The sequence below is a fragment of the Methylacidiphilum infernorum V4 genome, from assembly GCF_000019665.1.
In the GTDB taxonomy this organism is placed as follows: domain Bacteria; phylum Verrucomicrobiota; class Verrucomicrobiia; order Methylacidiphilales; family Methylacidiphilaceae; genus Methylacidiphilum; species Methylacidiphilum infernorum.
Window position 1 is genome coordinate 160,443 of sequence record NC_010794.1, and the last position, 15,673, is coordinate 176,115.

Sequence of the window (15,673 nt, forward strand, 5' to 3'; positions counted from 1 at the left end):
TGTTAAAGCGAAAATTTCGTCAAAAAAGTCGCTTTTGCTTGCAATTTCTCACCAAAGGGGATACTCTAGATAGCAACGTCGTTCGATCTCCATTATTTTTTTTCTTTAAATCCCTCCCATTCTAGATATAATAACATTAATGAGTTTCAATTAGATCTTTTTTTAGCCCTTTAAAGATTCTCAAAGGCTTAACCGTTTTTTGCAGTGAATTGAACGAGCACAACTTATGCCGATAGAACCAGGTATTTCTACCTTACCCAAAGGAGATGTAAGTTATGATGCTTCTCGCATAGAGAAGTTGGAAGGATTGGAAGCTGTCCGGAAAAGGCCAGGAATGTATATCGGCCCAACCGATGAAAGAGGCTTACACCATTGCATTTTTGAAGTTCTCGATAATTCAATTGATGAACACTTGGCCGGTTATTGTTCTCGAATAGAACTGACCATCCATGTTGACGGTTCTGTTTCTATTTTAGACAATGGACGAGGAATTCCTGTCGATCCCCATCCTAAGTTTAAAATTCCTGCTGTTGAACTGGTTTTAACCAATCTCCATGCCGGGGGAAAATTTAGTCAAGGAGTGTACAAGTATTCAGGTGGGTTGCACGGGGTGGGAGCCAAGTGTGTAAATGCTTTATCTGAATGGTTCAAGGTTGAGGTGTTTAGGGATGGTAAGGTCTACAGGATGGAGTTTCGAAGAGGAAAAACATCTAAACCTTTGGAAGTGGTCGGCAAAACGCTCAAAACCGGTACGCTGATTACCTTTAAACCTGATCCCGAAATTTTCACCCAAACTTTGGAATTTAAAACGGAAATTATTGCCAAAAGACTTAGGGAACTAGCGTTTCTTAATCCGGGGTTGGAGATCTTGCTTTTGGATGAGAGACAACTCGACGGATCTAAACCGAGCAGTTTGCGGTTTTTTTTCAAAGAGGGCATTGCAGAGTTCGTGTCCCAATTTACCCAGGATTTGAAGCCCCTGTGCCCGCGGCCGATTGTTATCCAAAAGCAGAAAGACGACCTGATTGTCGACTGTGTACTTCAATATACCGAAGGCTATACAGAGCAGATTTTTTGCTATACTAACGGTATCCCTAATCCCGATGGGGGAAGCCATCTTTCCGGGTTAAGAACAGCCCTTACCCGTTCGATCAACCAGTATGGCAAAGCGAACAACCTGTTTAAGGAAAAAGATCCTCCCTTGAGTGGAGAGGATGTCCGGGAAGGGCTTGTCTGTATTCTTTCTCTAAAACATCCTTCACCTAGTTTTGAGTCTCAAACAAAAGTCAAACTCGTTTCTCCGGAAGTAGAAGGAGTAGTCTCCTCGTTGGTTTACGAGGGTCTCATGAATTATTTAGAACTCAACCCTCAAGTTGCCAAGAGGATCGTCGAAAAAGCCTTGACTGCGGCTCGGGCTCGGGAGGCTGCAAAAAAAGCCAGAGAAGCGGTCCGAAAAACAGCTTTAAGCGGGGGAGGCTTGCCCGGGAAGCTTGCCGACTGCTCCGTCAGGAATCCCCAAGAAGCCGAACTTTTTATCGTTGAAGGAGATTCCGCTGGAGGATCGGCAAAACAGGGAAGAAATAGGCAATTCCAGGCCATTCTTCCTATAAGAGGAAAATTAATCAACGTAGAAAAAGCCCGGTTGGACAAGGTCCTTAATAACGAGGAGATCCAGACGATCATTACGGCTGTGGGCACTGGCATTGGGGATGGCGATGGAGAAGGATCTTTTCTGTTGGAAAGGTTAAGGTATCACAAGATTATCTTGATGACCGATGCCGATGTGGACGGTTCTCACATTCGCACCCTCCTTTTAACTTTCTTTTATCGCCAGATGCCGGAGCTGATCAACAAAGGCCATGTGTATATCGCTCAACCTCCCCTCTACCTTATAGGAAAGAAAAAAGAAGAGTACTATGTCCAGAACGACGAGGAGCTCAACAAGATCCTTCTCGAGCAGGGAGTAAAGAACGTCGAACTTTTTAGAGCAAATGCAGAAAAGGTTTTTCGGGGAAGAGAACTCTTTGGTATTCTTTCGAAGTTGGAAAAATTGAGCCAGTTCTGTAAGTACCTTGAGCTTCATGGGATAGATTTTGATTTGCTCCTTGCCAACAAGGATCCCCAGACGGGCAAACTTCCCGAACACATTGTTCGGGTTTGGGAAAACAATCAAGAAAGGCTTTACTTTTTCTTCGATGAAAGACAACTGGGTCATTTTGCCGAAGAAAATCCCGATCTGCTCCTATTTGAAACCCCGGGAAGGGAGAGCCTCCCTCCGACCGGAGGAGAACTCCAAGCAGATGAAGAAAGGCCGAGAGCAAGACGGGCCAGTTACCTGGAATTATTTGAAAGCCCCATGGTGATGAAAATCTTGGAAGAACTTTTACAATTGGGTTTCGAAATCAGCCGCTATAAGTCTAAAGATGTTCCCCTTTATAAAATGATCGTCAAAAAAGGAGAAAAAGGGGAAAAGCAACTAGATATTTTTTCCATAGGACAAATTTTGGAAGTGGTGAAGGAAAATGGAAAGGAAGGGGTTGAAATCAAACGGTTTAAAGGTCTTGGGGAAATGAACCCCAAGCAGCTCTATGAAACGACAATGGATCCTCAAAAAAGGAAGCTTCTCAAGGTAGAGATTGCCGATGCCATTGAAGCCGAAAGGGTTTTTGTAACACTCATGGGCGAAGAGGTTGAGCCTAGAAAACGATTCATAGAAGAAAACGCCCTCCATGTCAGGAACCTAGATGTTTAATAACCGGCTGTTTTTGTATTTTGTTTGAATTTATGCCTCAAGAACCAGAAAACGGTAACCAACAATTGGATAGTCCGGATAACTCTTCGGTTCACTTGGTGGACGTGTCCGAAGAGATGAAGAGCTGTTTCATCGACTATGCCATGTCGGTGATTATCGCGCGGGCATTGCCGGACGTCAGGGATGGTTTAAAACCATCCCAGCGTCGAATTCTTTTTGCCATGCATGAGCTCGGCCTGGCTCCTAACCGGAAGCATTTAAAATGTGCAAAAATAGTGGGTGAAACCATGGGCAATTTCCATCCCCATGGCGATCAAGCTATTTATCCCACCCTGGTGCACATGGCCCAGCCTTGGGCGATGCGCGAAGTGCTGATCGATGGCCAAGGAAATTTTGGTTCTATTGAAGGAGATCCCCCAGCAGCCATGCGTTATACCGAAGCACGGCTTTCCGCGGCGGGGGCTTTGCTCATGGCGGATATGGATAAGGATACCGTGGATTTTGTGCCCAACTATGACGAAACCCGGATGGAGCCCTCGGTATTTCCCGCTTCTTTTCCCAATTTGATTGTTAACGGGGCAACGGGTATTGCCGTAGGTATGGCTACGAATATCCCTCCCCATAATCTTTCTGAAACGATTGATGGGCTGGTTGCCTTGATCGACCATCCCGGTCTTTCTTCCGAAGAGCTTTTGGAATATATAAAAGGCCCGGATTTCCCTACGGGGGGAGTGATTTTAGGGAGGGAAGGAATCGTTAATTATTTTACTACGGGCAGGGGGAGCCTTAAGGTGAGGGGAGAAATCCATGTTGAAGAACTCAGGGGAGGGAAGTCGGCGATCGTGATCGATGAAATTCCTTATAACGTCAATAGGGCCTCTCTTGTTGAAAAAATTGGAGAACTGGTCAATCAAAAAGTTATCCAGGAAATTGCCGATATCAGGGATGAATCCGATGAAAACACCCGGGTGGTCATCGAGCTGAAGAGGGATGCCGTGGCCAAGGTGGTCGCCAACAATCTTTACAGGCATACCCCTTTACAGACCACCTTTGCTGTGAACATGGTCGCGATTGATCGGCTGCGTCCCAAGTCACTTAATTTAAAAGAACTGTTGAGTTGCTATCTGGATCACCGGCATGAGGTCGTAACCAGGAGAACGCGGTTTGATTTAAACAAAGCCTTGGAAAGGGCCGAAGTTCTCGAAGGATTTTTGATCGCTTTAAGTAGATTGCAAGAGTTTATCGAGATTATAAGGCAATCCTCTAATAGAGATGAAGCCCGAAGGAAACTTTTGGATAGGGAGTTTTCCCCTGAATGGATCGAAAGCCTGGGTATACCCCTTGATGGGCAGAGGATGACTGAGGGAGCAATGTATAGACTGTCCCTCAGGCAGGTTGAAGCCATTTTGGATTTAAGATTATATCAACTGACGGGCCTTGAAAGGGAAAAAATAGCCGGCGAATATGCAGAATTGCTGGAAAAAATTAAGCAGTTTCGTCTCATACTGGCCAGCGAGGAAAAAATCTGGGCTATCGTCAAGGCTGAACTCCTCGAGATCAAGGAGAAATATGGGAACCCAAGAAAGACGAAAATTATTCCCGATGAGGGAGAAGTGGCCTTTGAAGACCTGGTTGCCAACCAACGGGTGGTTATTACCCTTACCCACAACGGGTTTATTAAAAGAACGAGTCTAGACAGTTACAGGTCTCAAAGAAGGGGAGGAAGAGGGGTAATAGGGATGTCTACCCAAGATACGGGGGTAGAGGAAGAGAAAGATTTTGTTGAATCTTTGTTCAACGCTTCGACCCATGATTTCCTGCTCTTTTTTACAACGGACGGAAGGGTTTATATCCAAAGAGTCTATGAAATTCCTGAAAAAGAAAGGGCGAGTAAAGGTAAAAATATAGCCAGCATTCTTGAATTAAAGCCGACAGAAGAAATTGCCTCGATGTTGAGGATAGTTGCTAATACGCAGGCTTCAGATGGGAGAGAATCATCGTGGGATAAAGAAGGCTATATATTTTTTTGTACCTTAAAAGGAAAGGTGAAGAAAACCCCTGTCAGTGAGTTTCGTAATATTCGTAAAGGGGGTATAACGGCCATTTCTATCGAGGAAAACGACAAGCTTATCGATTGCTTGTTTACGGATGGACAGAAAGAAATCGTTTTAATTACCAAGGAAGGACAAAGCATAAGGTTTTCAGAAAGCGACGTTCGTCCCATGGGAAGAAATGCCGCCGGAGTCATAGGGATCGACTTGCAGCCCGGAGACGAGGTCGTAGGGATGTCTATCGTTGATCATAGGGCAACTTTGCTGGTTGTCAGTGAAAAGGGAATGGGGAAAAGAACTTCTTTTGAAGAATACCGCAAGCAGAAAAGAGGGGGACAGGGAGTAATAACGATGAAAACCTCCGATAAAACGGGCAAAGTGGTAAAAGCGATCACCGTTTTGGATGATGACGAGCTGTTAGTCCTTACCCTTAAAGGAAATGTAATTCGGATCCATGTTAAAGATCTTCGAAAAACGGGAAGAAATACCCAAGGTGTTCGGCTCGTCCAATTGGACAGCGAAGATAAAGTCACTTCCATCGCCCGGATTATTCCAGACAAAGAAGACAATGAAGAGCCTTTATTTCCTTAATTTATCCCTGGCTAAAGCGGCATCTTCACATCCAGCCTCACCAGGAAACGGGATGAAGAGAGCACTCTTAGGCAACTTTTTTTTGTTGCTCTAGGTTTTTTTCCCATGGATCCGCGCTCTCCTGCTGATCCTAGGTAGCCCGGCGACTCTCCCATAGGCTTGGATGATTCCCAAGAGGATGCCTTGGCAGGAATAAATATAATAAAGATGGACCCAATGACTATCCCTTTAAGTATTTTTTAGCGAACTACAATGTCCCCGTTAACGTGGGTAAAAGGAAAGGGCCGTGCCGCGTGCCGGGTAGGAACAAACCAATAAGGAGATCGACCAAGGATTATTCCTTGGCGATTTTTAAGGCCGTGCGGCCTTAGACTTACGGGTTGTAGATTACCCAGCGATTGCTGCTTACCCAAAAAAAACTACCTAGCCCTTCATTGAGTCCGGTTATCTTGTTGTCTTGGGCTTGAGGGCAGAGCCTGCCCGCTCCAATGGCTCTACTATCCTGAACTTGCGGTCATTTTCTTGGGAATCAACGGCGCAGTCTCCTTCCATTCTTCTCTTGGATATTACCCCTGGACACCCCCTTGAGTAGAATTGGCATATCAGCTCTTCCCTGCTGCTTTTTTTAGCCTATCATTGATGGCTATACCCAGTCCTTTTTCGGGAAGGAGTAAAGCATAAATTTTTTCTACCCCGCTTTTGTCAAGATCGCGAAGCATCTGGAATAGGTTTGCTGCTGCTTCAGTAAGAGATTTCCGGGGAGAAAGGTTCCTGAACGTTTTAAAACCCTGAGTATCTTCTTCTCCCCAAAAAAGCAAAGCACTATTTTTTCTTTTATACAAGGGTAGATCGGTAAGAGTAAAAACGGTTTCTAGAGGGGTTGATGGAGCATAATGCCTTGGGAATCTCCCTGGAGCCAGGTTCCATCCTGTAGAGGGCGGGGGGATAGTTACAGGGCCGATTTTTCTTTCAATTTCTTCTTTGGAAATGGCGCCGAATCGAAGTAACAAGGGAGGAATTTGAGCGAAAGAAACTACGGTAGATTCAATTCCTACTTGGCATGGACCCCCGTCTAAAATAAAGGGGATAATCTGGTCGAACTCTTCGTAGACGGCTTGAGCGGTTGTAGGGCTGATTTTCCCAAATTTGTTGGCGCTGGGTGCTGCTAGGGGCCTGCCGAATTTTTGGATCAATTCTAATGTTAAAGGGTGCTTGGGCACCCTGAAGCCGGCAAAAGGAAGACCTGCAGTGACAATGTCGGGAATAGATTCCTTTTTTTTAAGAACGAGAGTCAATGGACCGGGCCAAAAGCTTTCTCCGAGTATTCTCGCTTCATCAGGCAAATCGCAGACATAAAAGCCCACTTCTTTAAGAGAAGAACAGTGGACGATGACGGGGTCAATTTTGGGTCTTTTTTTCAGCTCAAAAATTCGAGCTACGGCTTCAGGATTTAGACCGTCTGCCGCTAAACCGTAAACCGTTTCGGTAGGGATAGCGACAACTTCACCTTTATTTAAAAGGTCAACAGCCTTTTCTATTGCCTTTTTGATTTCTAGATTAAATTCTTTATCTTTCATGAATTAAAAAACATCGAATAGATGAAAGTAGGCTTTGATTAAAAAATGCGAAAGGGAGCTCTTTATAAAAAGCATGAAAATACAAAAATCCTTCTTTATGCCTATTAAAAAAAATTTTTGAAGAAATCGAATTCTTTACATGAGATAATAGCCAATGATGAGAGTTGTATTTATCGGCACGGGAGATTTCGGTGTCCCAAGCCTTGAAGCGATAGCCCTGGATGGAAGATATACTATACCGGCAGTTGTGACCCAGGCTGACAAACCTTTGGGGAGGCAAAAGGAAGTTATCCCTTCACCTATAAAAAGGACCGCTTTAAAACATCACATATGGGTTTTTCAACCTGAAAACATAAATTCTGCGGGTTCAATTCAACAGATCCAATTTCTTAAACCTGATCTGCTCGTGGTTTGCGACTATGGACAAATATTGTCGAAAGCCGTACTGGAAATTCCTTCAATAGGTGCTCTAAACATCCATGGCTCTCTGCTTCCCAAGTATCGTGGAGCATCTCCGATTCAGGCCGCCATAATGAACAGGGACAAAGAAACAGGAGTGACGGTCATATGGATGGATGAAGGCATTGATACGGGAGATATTTTGATGAGCGATAAGCTGTTGGTTCGCTCTACCGACACGGCTGAAACATTACATCATAGACTTGCCGAGCTTGGGGCTCGATTAATTATCCAATCCTTGGAAGCGATTAGGGCGGGCAAAGCCCCTCGGATCCCTCAAAATAACGCCCTTGCTTCTTATGCTAAGAAAATCAAAAAAGAGCAGGCCCTGATCGACTGGACAAAGGATCGACACGAAATTGACGCGATGATTCGAGCCTTTAATCCGTGGCCCGTCGCTTTTACCACCGTTTGGATCGGAGGAGAGAAAAAAATTTTAAAGATATTTAAAGTGATCATTTCTCATCGGGCAAAAGGTATGCCCGGCGAAGTGGTTCGAATCGATCGGCATGGCATTCTCGTTGCCGCGGGCCGTTCCGGTGGGCTTCTGTTGAGAGAGGTCCAGCTTGAAGGTAGGAAAAGGATGCATGCTGCAGATTTTGCTCGTGGAGCCCGGTTAGCTATAGGTACGGTTTTGGGGCAAAAAGATGAGCAATAGCTCTTATGGAACAATACTTGCAGCAATAAGTCTTGATGGGAAGTACTTAACCCGGGAGTTCTCCCCGGCCTTGCTCTGTCAAAGGCTTTTGCCTTTGAAAGAGGAGGATTCAAGGGAAATTTTGACCGATCTCGATTGGGATGCCCCGGATAAGGCTGCTTTTCGATTAAAAAAAATTAATCCTAGCTCCTTGGAAAAAATCTTTTCCTTGAAGCATCCTTTTTTTCTTTTGGGTTCCCCGACGGCCAATAAGCTGGCCTTGGAGGCTAAAGCAGTAGATAGGATAGCCTTGTTGTGGACGCCTTCTTTATATCCGGAAAGAAAAAAGTTTTTGATTGAAGCTTCTTTCCCTGCTCATCAAAGAATAAAATTCAAACTGGAATCTTGGGAAGTCTTTCCAGAAGGCTGCGCTTGCCATTATAAAGTGGCGGCTAACGAAAAAAGATAATTTTTTGTAGTCTAGAAGTTTTTTCAATGTGTTATAAGGAAATCATGATCAAAATAAGAATATTTTATGTTTTGGTTTTCCCTTTTTTCTTTGTTTTGAGTTTATATGCCCAAAGGCCTTTTAGTTTACCCAAGCAGTTCTCTGTTTCTCAAGTCATCAAGGTAGGCAGTGGAGAGATCATTCAAAGGATTTTTGTTGATGGAGATAAAATCAGGGTTGAGGGACCAACGGGAATCCAGCAGCAAATCAATATTATTCGAAAAGATAAAAAAATCATTTACACCCTTTTCCCCGATGAACACATCTATTTTGAACATCCAATCAAGGAAGAAACTCCCCTATATGATATTACTCCTGGTGATCCCTCGGCAAAATGGACCCTTCTTGGGACAGAGAACCTTCAAGGGGCGCTTTGCAGCAAATACTTGATGGAGTCCAAAGCGGGTAAAGCTACTTTTTGGATTGAAAAAGAGACTGGAGCTCCCATCCAGATTATGCCAGAAAAAGGAAACATCGTTGTAGTCTGGAAAGATTACAAAGTAGGTCCCCAGCCCGAGGATCTTTTCGTGATTCCTTCGGGTTTTCAGCAAATCGAAAACTATTCCATCGACCCGGGGAACAAGGAACCCGGACAAGAGGAAAAAAAACCCTTGCCTCTTCCTGCTTCACCTCACCAAGTACAGTGACTGGGAGCTAAATGTAGTATTGCATGCGCATTAATATAATAATGGTGATTAGGGAAAGTGAGATGAGCAGAATCAAGGCGTCGGACGCTCAAGGATCTGGAATGGACATGCCCGCAATGCAGGACACACCACGACCGTGACCTGAACGCGCCAACAAATCTTGAGTGCCACCTGCCCACTGCGGTGAGTTCCACCGAAAGGCAGGCCTGTGGAGAGGCAGGCTCTGGCTCAGCTCGCAATACCCGAGTAAAACCATCCTCGATGAAGCATGAAGTCAGCTTTGTTCCTGTTTGAGCAGCAGTGAGTAAGTCTGACGGAACGGTTAACAGAGTGGGCTTAGCTAAACACTTTTGATCACGTTTTTAGGAATACCGCGTGAGCTCGACCCCTCCGATGATTATCCCCGACACCTGCCCGCTTTGCTGGCTGACGCTCATCGCGGCCCGTTCGCGCTTTCGTAGCTCCGCTGTAGCCCGTGTAGGGTCGCTGATGAATCGAGCGCCTCTTAGATGCTCAAAAGCCTGCTGTCTAGAGGCAAGCCGGATTCCTGCGATTGCTCCCAAAAGCATCAGAAAGTAGACGAGCAAGACCCGCGGCTCGTGGAGCAGATCAGGCAAGCTATACAGACTGTAGAGGTTGACGCCAATGGCCAGGGAGGAAGCTACAGTCAAGCCAACAAGGGCTCCGGAAAGTGCTCAGATCTGGACCTCTTCGACTCTGACGAGCAGGCTCGGTTCGCTCATCGCTCGTTCTAAAAAATATGCACAATTTTTTAGGAAAATAAAGATGAAATATTTACACTTTCGCTGACGTGATAATTCGGTAATATGAAAATATCAGAGTGGAATTTAGAAATAGTAAAGAAAGTGGCAAAACTGCTCAAGGTCAAGTCACGTCTGCAAGGACAAATGTCACGTCTGCAAGAACAAATTGAAAAGATAAACACGGAACTTGACAGCCTTGAGGAGAAGGAAACCGAGTTGGACAAAATTGGCAAAATAAGGTTGCGCATAAAAAATCCAAAGAACCCGGAACTTGAACAAAAAATTTTAGAAGCCTTGAGGTCCGCGGGGGACGAAGGGCTGACTGCGAAAGAAATCAGCGAAAAGACAGGGTTGTCAGTGCGCAGCATTGCGGAGTGGCTCATTATGGGAATTAGGCGTTTCGGGGTCAAGAAAGTCGGGGGTAGGTGGGTGCATAGCAACCACTCGGTCCACAATCAGCAGGAAGAGAAAAAAGACCTGGAGAAAGTAGTGTAGGCTTCCCCGGCCGTCCATCCGGAAAATCTTTTGCAATGCGGGTATTTATCTGGTAGGATGGATCTGTGAACTGGGTTCAGACTATAACAATTATAGTCTCCTTGGGAGGCTTATTTTTCTATCTTTTTAGGGATCTTAAGTCGGACGTGAACAAGAGGATAGAGGATCTTAGGTCTGAGGTGAACAAGAGGATGGAGGAGTTGAGAGCCGACATGAACGCGCGTTTCGCCGAGCAGGGGAAAAGGATCGAGCTTGTGGAAAAGATCCTGGCCAAGGCGGTCCGGATCGATCTGAAGTCTATAGACTGATTCAGCCAGACTCCAAGAAAAAAGAAAAAAAAACGGGATATTTAAGTTCCGGCAGAATTTAAGATACCAACTTTATTTTATATTTCTAGTAATGACGTAACTGGGCGTTAATGGGGTTAGGATCAAAGTTCAACGGCTGCAATACCCTTAAAGTTGGAATCAGCTTGTTCTTTTCTTATTTCTTTTTTCTTTCAGTCCCGACCGGGTAGTCCGAATCGTCTGAGAAGTCGGAAAAGGTATAAAAAGCTGAAATCTTCTTCTTAAAAGCTTCATCCTTCCCCTTGTTGCCCCTTGGGGGGGGTAGGGGTTGGAGACTTGAGATCTTGCCAATTTTTATCCTACCGACCGCCCTGGGGGGATTAATTTTCGAGGACAAAACAGATCCTTGAATTATCCTTTAAAAGCAAAGAACACTGCACCGATGATCAACAAGTAAGAGATCAAGAGATTCCAGCTTGGGGATTCTTTAAAGATAATCCAGGCTAAGAGAGTGAATACCGCAAGGGTAATGCATTCCTGCAAGACCTTGAGCTGCGTTACGCTGAAAGTGGAAGATCCTATTCTATTGGCGGGAACTTGAAAGATATATTCAAAGAAGGCAAGGCCCCAACTCATCATTATAGCTGCTACTAAAGGCTTGTTTTTAAATTTGAGATGGAGATACCAAGCCAGCGTCATGAAAATGTTAGATAGAATCAAAAGGAAGACGGTTTTCATGGGTTTAAAAGTCATTTTTATGTTTTTAATTTGCATGAAAGGCACCACGAAAAAATGACAACGAATGAAAGGCTATAGGGTTTTACCTGGGAAAAGCCTACAAAAAATTTTCAAAATGGAAGACCTTTTTGAAATAACCGATCAGGGTAAAAAATTCAAGGAAAATCGTTTTTGGCCTTGGCTATTTTATCTATAAACTGGCTGTCTTCAAGTGTTGTAGTATCCCCGGTGATCCGCCCCTCAAGGCTTATTTCTTTTAAAAGCCTCCTTACAATTTTTCCGCTCCTTGTTTTGGGCAAGGTGTCAAGAAAACGAATCTCTTTTGGCCTCGCCAAAGAACCGATCTCTTTGACCACATGGTCCTTGAGGGCTTCCGAGAGTTCGGTTGAAGGCAAATAGCCTTCTTTGAGGGTAACAAAGCCGAGGAGTGCTTCCCCCTTAGTGGAATCGGGAATACCGACAACCGCAGCTTCAGCTACTGCCGGATGACTGACCAAGGCGCTTTCAACTTCCGCAGATCCAATGCGATGCCCCGAAACGTTGATGACATCGTCTATCCGGCCGGTAATCCAGAAATAGCCCTCTTCATCTTTATAAGCTCCATCTCCGGTAAAATAAACTCCGGGTATTCGGCTGAAGTATATTTTTTTGAAACTCGTTTCATCTTTGTGTATTCCCCTGAGCAGGGATGGCCAGGGCCTTTTTATGACTAAAAACCCATTGCGGCCGGGTGGTAAAGACCGGCCCTTTTCATCAACCACATCGGGCAAGATGCCGAAAAAAGGTAAAGTGGCCGATCCGGGTTTCATAGGCGTAGCCCCGGGCAAAGCTGAAATAAGAATGGATCCTGTTTCTGTTTGCCACCAGGTATCCACGATCGGACACCTTTCTTTTCCCACGTGACGATAAAACCACAGCCAGACTTCCGGATTGATAGGTTCACCCACGCTGCCGAGTAATCTTAAGGAAGAAAGGTCGTAATTTTCGATCCAGGGGGTTCCCCACTTAATAAAAGCTCGGATGGCGGTTGGAGAAGTATAGAAAATGGTTATCTTGTGTTTATCTATCAACCGCCAAAACCGATCGACTGAAGGGTAATCGGGAGCACCTTCGTAAATAAAAACCGAAGCGCCATTGGCCAAGGGACCATAAACGACATAACTATGCCCGGTAATCCATCCTATGTCAGCCGTACACCAGTATAAATCCTCTTCTTTAAGATCAAAGATCATCTTCGTGCTTAAAGCTACTTGGACTAAGTATCCTGCGGAAGAATGGACTATGCCTTTGGGTTTTCCCGTTGTTCCGCTCGTATAAAGGATGAAAAGAGGGTGTTCACTATCCAGGGCAATCGGCTCACAATGTTCTTCAACCTTTTGCAGCTCTTCTTCCATCCAGTAGTCTCTTCCTGGAATCATTTGAATAGCACAGCCCGCCCTTTTATAGACAAGGACTTTTTTGATTTGACTGCTCAGGCTTGCGGCTTCATCCACCCGAGCTTTAAGAGGAATGATCTTTCCCCTCCGAAATCCCCCGTCCGCTGTGACTACAATGCTTGCTTCACTATCCTGGATTCTTTCAAGCAGGGACTTGGCACTGAATCCGGCAAAGACAACGTTATGGATAGCCCCGATCCGTGCACAAGCCAGCATGGTGATAATGGCTTGAGGAATCAAAGGCATGTAAATGACCACCGTGTCAGATTTTCTCACTCCATGCCTTTTGAGAACATTTGCAACAATGGCTACTTCTTTGGCTAACTCTTCATAGGTATAGGAAAGGCATTCTCCATTTTCTCCTTCCCAAATGATCGCCCGCTTGTTTCTGCGATCGCCTTTCAAATGTCTATCTAGGCAATTAAAAGCTACATTGAGGCTGCCTCCGCAAAACCATTGGGAATCAACGAAACGGCCGTTGGAAACCTTGTCCCAGGATTTAAACCACTCTATATCTTGGGCAGCTTTTCCCCAAAACAGTTCCGGGTTTTCGATCGATTCTTTGTATAAAAAACTGTATTTCTCTAGGCTATCGATAAGGGCTTTTTGAGAAAACGAAGAAGGAGGATAGATCACGACAGCCGAAGCGGATTTATCTATCTTTTTTTGGGCTTCCATGAGATTACTCTAGGTTATGGCATGATTGTGATAAAAATTTTTTTTTGAGAAAATTCTTTTTTACAAAAAAAGAAATTCAGTGAATTCCGTATTTCCGCAACTTGGCATAGAGAAGAGGCCTGAGAATGCCCAGTTTTTTGGCTGCAGCCGACCGCGTTGGACATTCAGCCAGGGCTTTCTGGATAAACATTTGTTCAAGTCCTTCAAGCGCCTTCGGTAAAGGCAGATTGAAAAGATTTTGAATTTCCTTCTCTTTTGTTGCAAAAGAAGAGTTAAAAGGTATTTCTATGTCAAGGGCTTCAATGGTCTTTTTTTGTAAGGTGAGGCAAAGCCGAATGATCAAGTTTTCCAGTTCTCTTACATTGCCCGGCCAAGAATACCGGGTCAGTTGCTCGAGAGCTTTTTTGGATATCCGTTTGGGATTGCCCTTAGAGTATTTAGAGAGGAAATATTGAATGAAATCGGCTATGTCTTCTTTTCTTTCCCTGAGTGCAGGAACATGGATGCGGATGACGTTGAGTCGAAAAAAGAGTTCCTTGCGGAAATTCCCCTGTTGCATCGCCCTTTCGATATTGCCTTTGCTGGAGGCTATGATTCGGATAGAGTTGTTGAGGCTGTTCTTTACCTCTTGGTCAAAGAGCCGAAGAAACTTGGATTGTAAAAGGGGTTGGAGTTCATCTATCTCGTCAAGGAATAGTGTGCCCTTGGCCGCTGCCGCCAATTTTCCTCTTTTTTTCCCCGCTTCTTGGCGTTGTCCAGCTACCCTAAAGTTATCTCCGAATATTTCATTTTCTGCCAGCTCTTCTGGAAGAGAACTGCAGTGAATGGAAATAAAAGGATAAGCGGACCTTGGACTCTGGGAGTGAATTGCCCTGGCGATGAATTCCTTGCCGCTGCCCGTTTCTCCCGAAATCAGGACGGGTTGATCGGTGGAAGAAGCGATTGTTACCATTCTCCGAAGCTCTTCGGCTAATCTACTCTTACCGATGATGCCGTAGGGGGAAATGGCTTGAGAGGAAAGTCTCATTTTAAAGCCTTGTTAAACCGTGGAATTGATGCAAAAGGGTGTTGAAACCATAAGCCAAGTTCGGCTTGTTATTCCAGAATACACCGGTTGAATTCCATGAAGGCGGAAGGAAGAGGCATCGCAAAAAAGAAAACCGCTTGGGATACCGCATCATGTTTGTTCTTCCTATTATAAAAAAACGGGTAGGAATGATAAAGTTTCTGCTCTAAAGGACTAAAATAGTTAAAATGTCTTTTTTGGCTAGGTCTCCATTCTCTTGCTGCCCCGCTTCCTTCCTATCGCCATTGATATCCAAGCAAGCAGCAGCTATGAGTCGATAGCCTATTGCGAGATTCCATGAAGAAAAAGAATGGAAGATCTTCTCATAGGATTAAGCTGTAAGCTATAGGCCTCTTTTAAGCTTATCCCTATAGCTGAAGCAAGGAAAGAAATGAAGTGGAGGAGCAAATAAAAAGCCCTTTAGGAAGTAGCGTTGAATTTGAATTGTGGATCTAGATTCAGCTCTTCATCAAGATCCAGGACTTACCGGCCTAGACCTTGTTCATGATTCTTTTGGGACCTTTATTCCCATGATGCAGTATGACAGGAGCTTATTCAAAAAGATTGCTTTTCCATCGGCAATATGTTCTTTTGTCTCGACGAAGAAAAGCCGGATACTTCCAGCCATCTCGGGTCCCCTGTTTTTCTTGCTTGGGGGGATATCCCCCTATTTTGCCCAAGGATGTTCATTTTTGACATGGGAATTTGAGTATTTGAGTATAACAATAAACGGTAAGAAGCTAGGTCTTGATGGTTGCCCAATAAGGCTTTTTTTTTGATGAACGAGAGCTCAAACTAACCTCTTTTTTTCTATCCGGTGTCCCAATGGAATACAAAATTAACGGTCTTTTTTATCCTCCTCTACGTGGCCAATGCTAGTTCTTCATTTATCGTGGCCAAGCAAGGTCGTATCTTCTTAAGATAGCCTTAAAAATAGGGTGCCAAGAGGACCTATTTCAAAACTATTCAAAGGATTTTCCTCTATGC

At 44.6% G+C, this 15,673-nt stretch carries 11 protein-coding genes; 7 read left to right on the forward strand and 4 right to left on the reverse strand.

The genetic code is table 11. The annotated features are described in order from the left end of the window. Positions 1–226: 226 nt before the first annotated feature. Together gyrB and gyrA are read left to right on the forward strand one after the other, a co-directional pair. Entirely contained in the window at positions 227–2,752 is a 2,526-nt protein-coding gene (gene gyrB / locus MINF_RS00705; protein WP_012462499.1) for a DNA topoisomerase (ATP-hydrolyzing) subunit B, read from the forward strand. A 32-nt stretch (positions 2,753–2,784) separates the two neighbouring features. Next, the gene (gyrA, locus tag MINF_RS00710) at positions 2,785–5,394 is read left to right on the forward strand and encodes a DNA gyrase subunit A (protein ID WP_048809998.1); all 2,610 of its coding nucleotides are present in this window, start codon (positions 2,785–2,787) and stop codon (positions 5,392–5,394) included. Between the two features lie 602 nt (positions 5,395–5,996). Here the strand turns inward: gyrA and MINF_RS00715 are convergent. Then, entirely contained in the window at positions 5,997–6,971 is a 975-nt protein-coding gene (locus MINF_RS00715; RefSeq protein WP_012462501.1) for an L-threonylcarbamoyladenylate synthase, read from the reverse strand. Between the two features lie 154 nt (positions 6,972–7,125). Between MINF_RS00715 and fmt the strand changes: the two genes are divergently transcribed. The 5 genes from fmt (at position 7,126) to MINF_RS00745 (ending at position 10,789) form a co-directional block, all read left to right on the forward strand. Next, complete coding sequence (gene fmt / locus MINF_RS00720) at positions 7,126–8,088, forward strand: methionyl-tRNA formyltransferase (RefSeq protein ID WP_012462503.1); 963 nt, start codon at positions 7,126–7,128, stop codon at positions 8,086–8,088. Beyond that, the gene (locus tag MINF_RS00725) at positions 8,078–8,536 is read left to right on the forward strand and encodes a hypothetical protein (RefSeq protein WP_012462504.1); all 459 of its coding nucleotides are present in this window, start codon (positions 8,078–8,080) and stop codon (positions 8,534–8,536) included. The genes fmt and MINF_RS00725 overlap by 11 nt, the downstream gene beginning before the upstream one ends. A gap of 44 nt (positions 8,537–8,580) precedes the next feature. Continuing rightward, positions 8,581–9,222: a DUF4412 domain-containing protein gene (locus tag MINF_RS00730; RefSeq protein ID WP_238523505.1), complete on the forward strand. Its 642-nt coding sequence runs from the start codon at positions 8,581–8,583 to the stop codon at positions 9,220–9,222. Positions 9,223–10,049: 827 nt separating this feature from the next. After that, positions 10,050–10,481 (forward strand): winged helix-turn-helix transcriptional regulator, encoded by a 432-nt coding sequence (locus MINF_RS00740; protein WP_012462506.1) that lies wholly within the window; start codon positions 10,050–10,052, stop codon positions 10,479–10,481. Positions 10,482–10,546: 65 nt separating this feature from the next. Continuing rightward, positions 10,547–10,789, forward strand: a complete 243-nt coding sequence (locus MINF_RS00745) for a hypothetical protein (RefSeq protein WP_012462507.1) — start codon at positions 10,547–10,549, stop codon at positions 10,787–10,789. A gap of 390 nt (positions 10,790–11,179) precedes the next feature. Here MINF_RS00745 and MINF_RS00755 read toward each other — a convergent pair whose 3' ends face one another. The 3 genes from MINF_RS00755 to MINF_RS00765 form a co-directional block, all read right to left on the reverse strand. Continuing rightward, on the reverse strand, positions 11,180–11,506 hold the full coding sequence (locus MINF_RS00755) for a DMT family protein (protein WP_079200458.1): 327 nt from the start codon (positions 11,504–11,506) through the stop codon (positions 11,180–11,182). Between the two features lie 155 nt (positions 11,507–11,661). Continuing rightward, positions 11,662–13,620, reverse strand: coding sequence for an acetate--CoA ligase (gene acs, locus MINF_RS00760; RefSeq protein ID WP_012462510.1), 1,959 nt, complete (start codon positions 13,618–13,620; stop codon positions 11,662–11,664). Between the two features lie 76 nt (positions 13,621–13,696). Then, entirely contained in the window at positions 13,697–14,647 is a 951-nt protein-coding gene (locus MINF_RS00765) for a sigma 54-interacting transcriptional regulator (protein ID WP_012462511.1), read from the reverse strand. Positions 14,648–15,673 lie beyond the last annotated feature (1,026 nt).

Coding starts and splice junctions, on each gene's coding strand:
- MINF_RS00725 (WP_012462504.1), top strand. CDS start 8,078: ATGAGCAATAGCTCTTATGGAACAATACTTGCAGCAATAAGTCTTGAT.
- MINF_RS00765 (WP_012462511.1), bottom strand. CDS start 14,647: ATGAGACTTTCCTCTCAAGCCATTTCCCCCTACGGCATCATCGGTAAG.
- fmt (WP_012462503.1), top strand. CDS start 7,126: ATGATGAGAGTTGTATTTATCGGCACGGGAGATTTCGGTGTCCCAAGC.
- MINF_RS00715 (WP_012462501.1), bottom strand. CDS start 6,971: ATGAAAGATAAAGAATTTAATCTAGAAATCAAAAAGGCAATAGAAAAG.
- gyrB (WP_012462499.1), top strand. CDS start 227: ATGCCGATAGAACCAGGTATTTCTACCTTACCCAAAGGAGATGTAAGT.
- gyrA (WP_048809998.1), top strand. CDS start 2,785: ATGCCTCAAGAACCAGAAAACGGTAACCAACAATTGGATAGTCCGGAT.
- MINF_RS00730 (WP_238523505.1), top strand. CDS start 8,581: ATGATCAAAATAAGAATATTTTATGTTTTGGTTTTCCCTTTTTTCTTT.
- acs (WP_012462510.1), bottom strand. CDS start 13,620: ATGGAAGCCCAAAAAAAGATAGATAAATCCGCTTCGGCTGTCGTGATC.
- MINF_RS00740 (WP_012462506.1), top strand. CDS start 10,050: ATGAAAATATCAGAGTGGAATTTAGAAATAGTAAAGAAAGTGGCAAAA.
- MINF_RS00755 (WP_079200458.1), bottom strand. CDS start 11,506: ATGAAAACCGTCTTCCTTTTGATTCTATCTAACATTTTCATGACGCTG.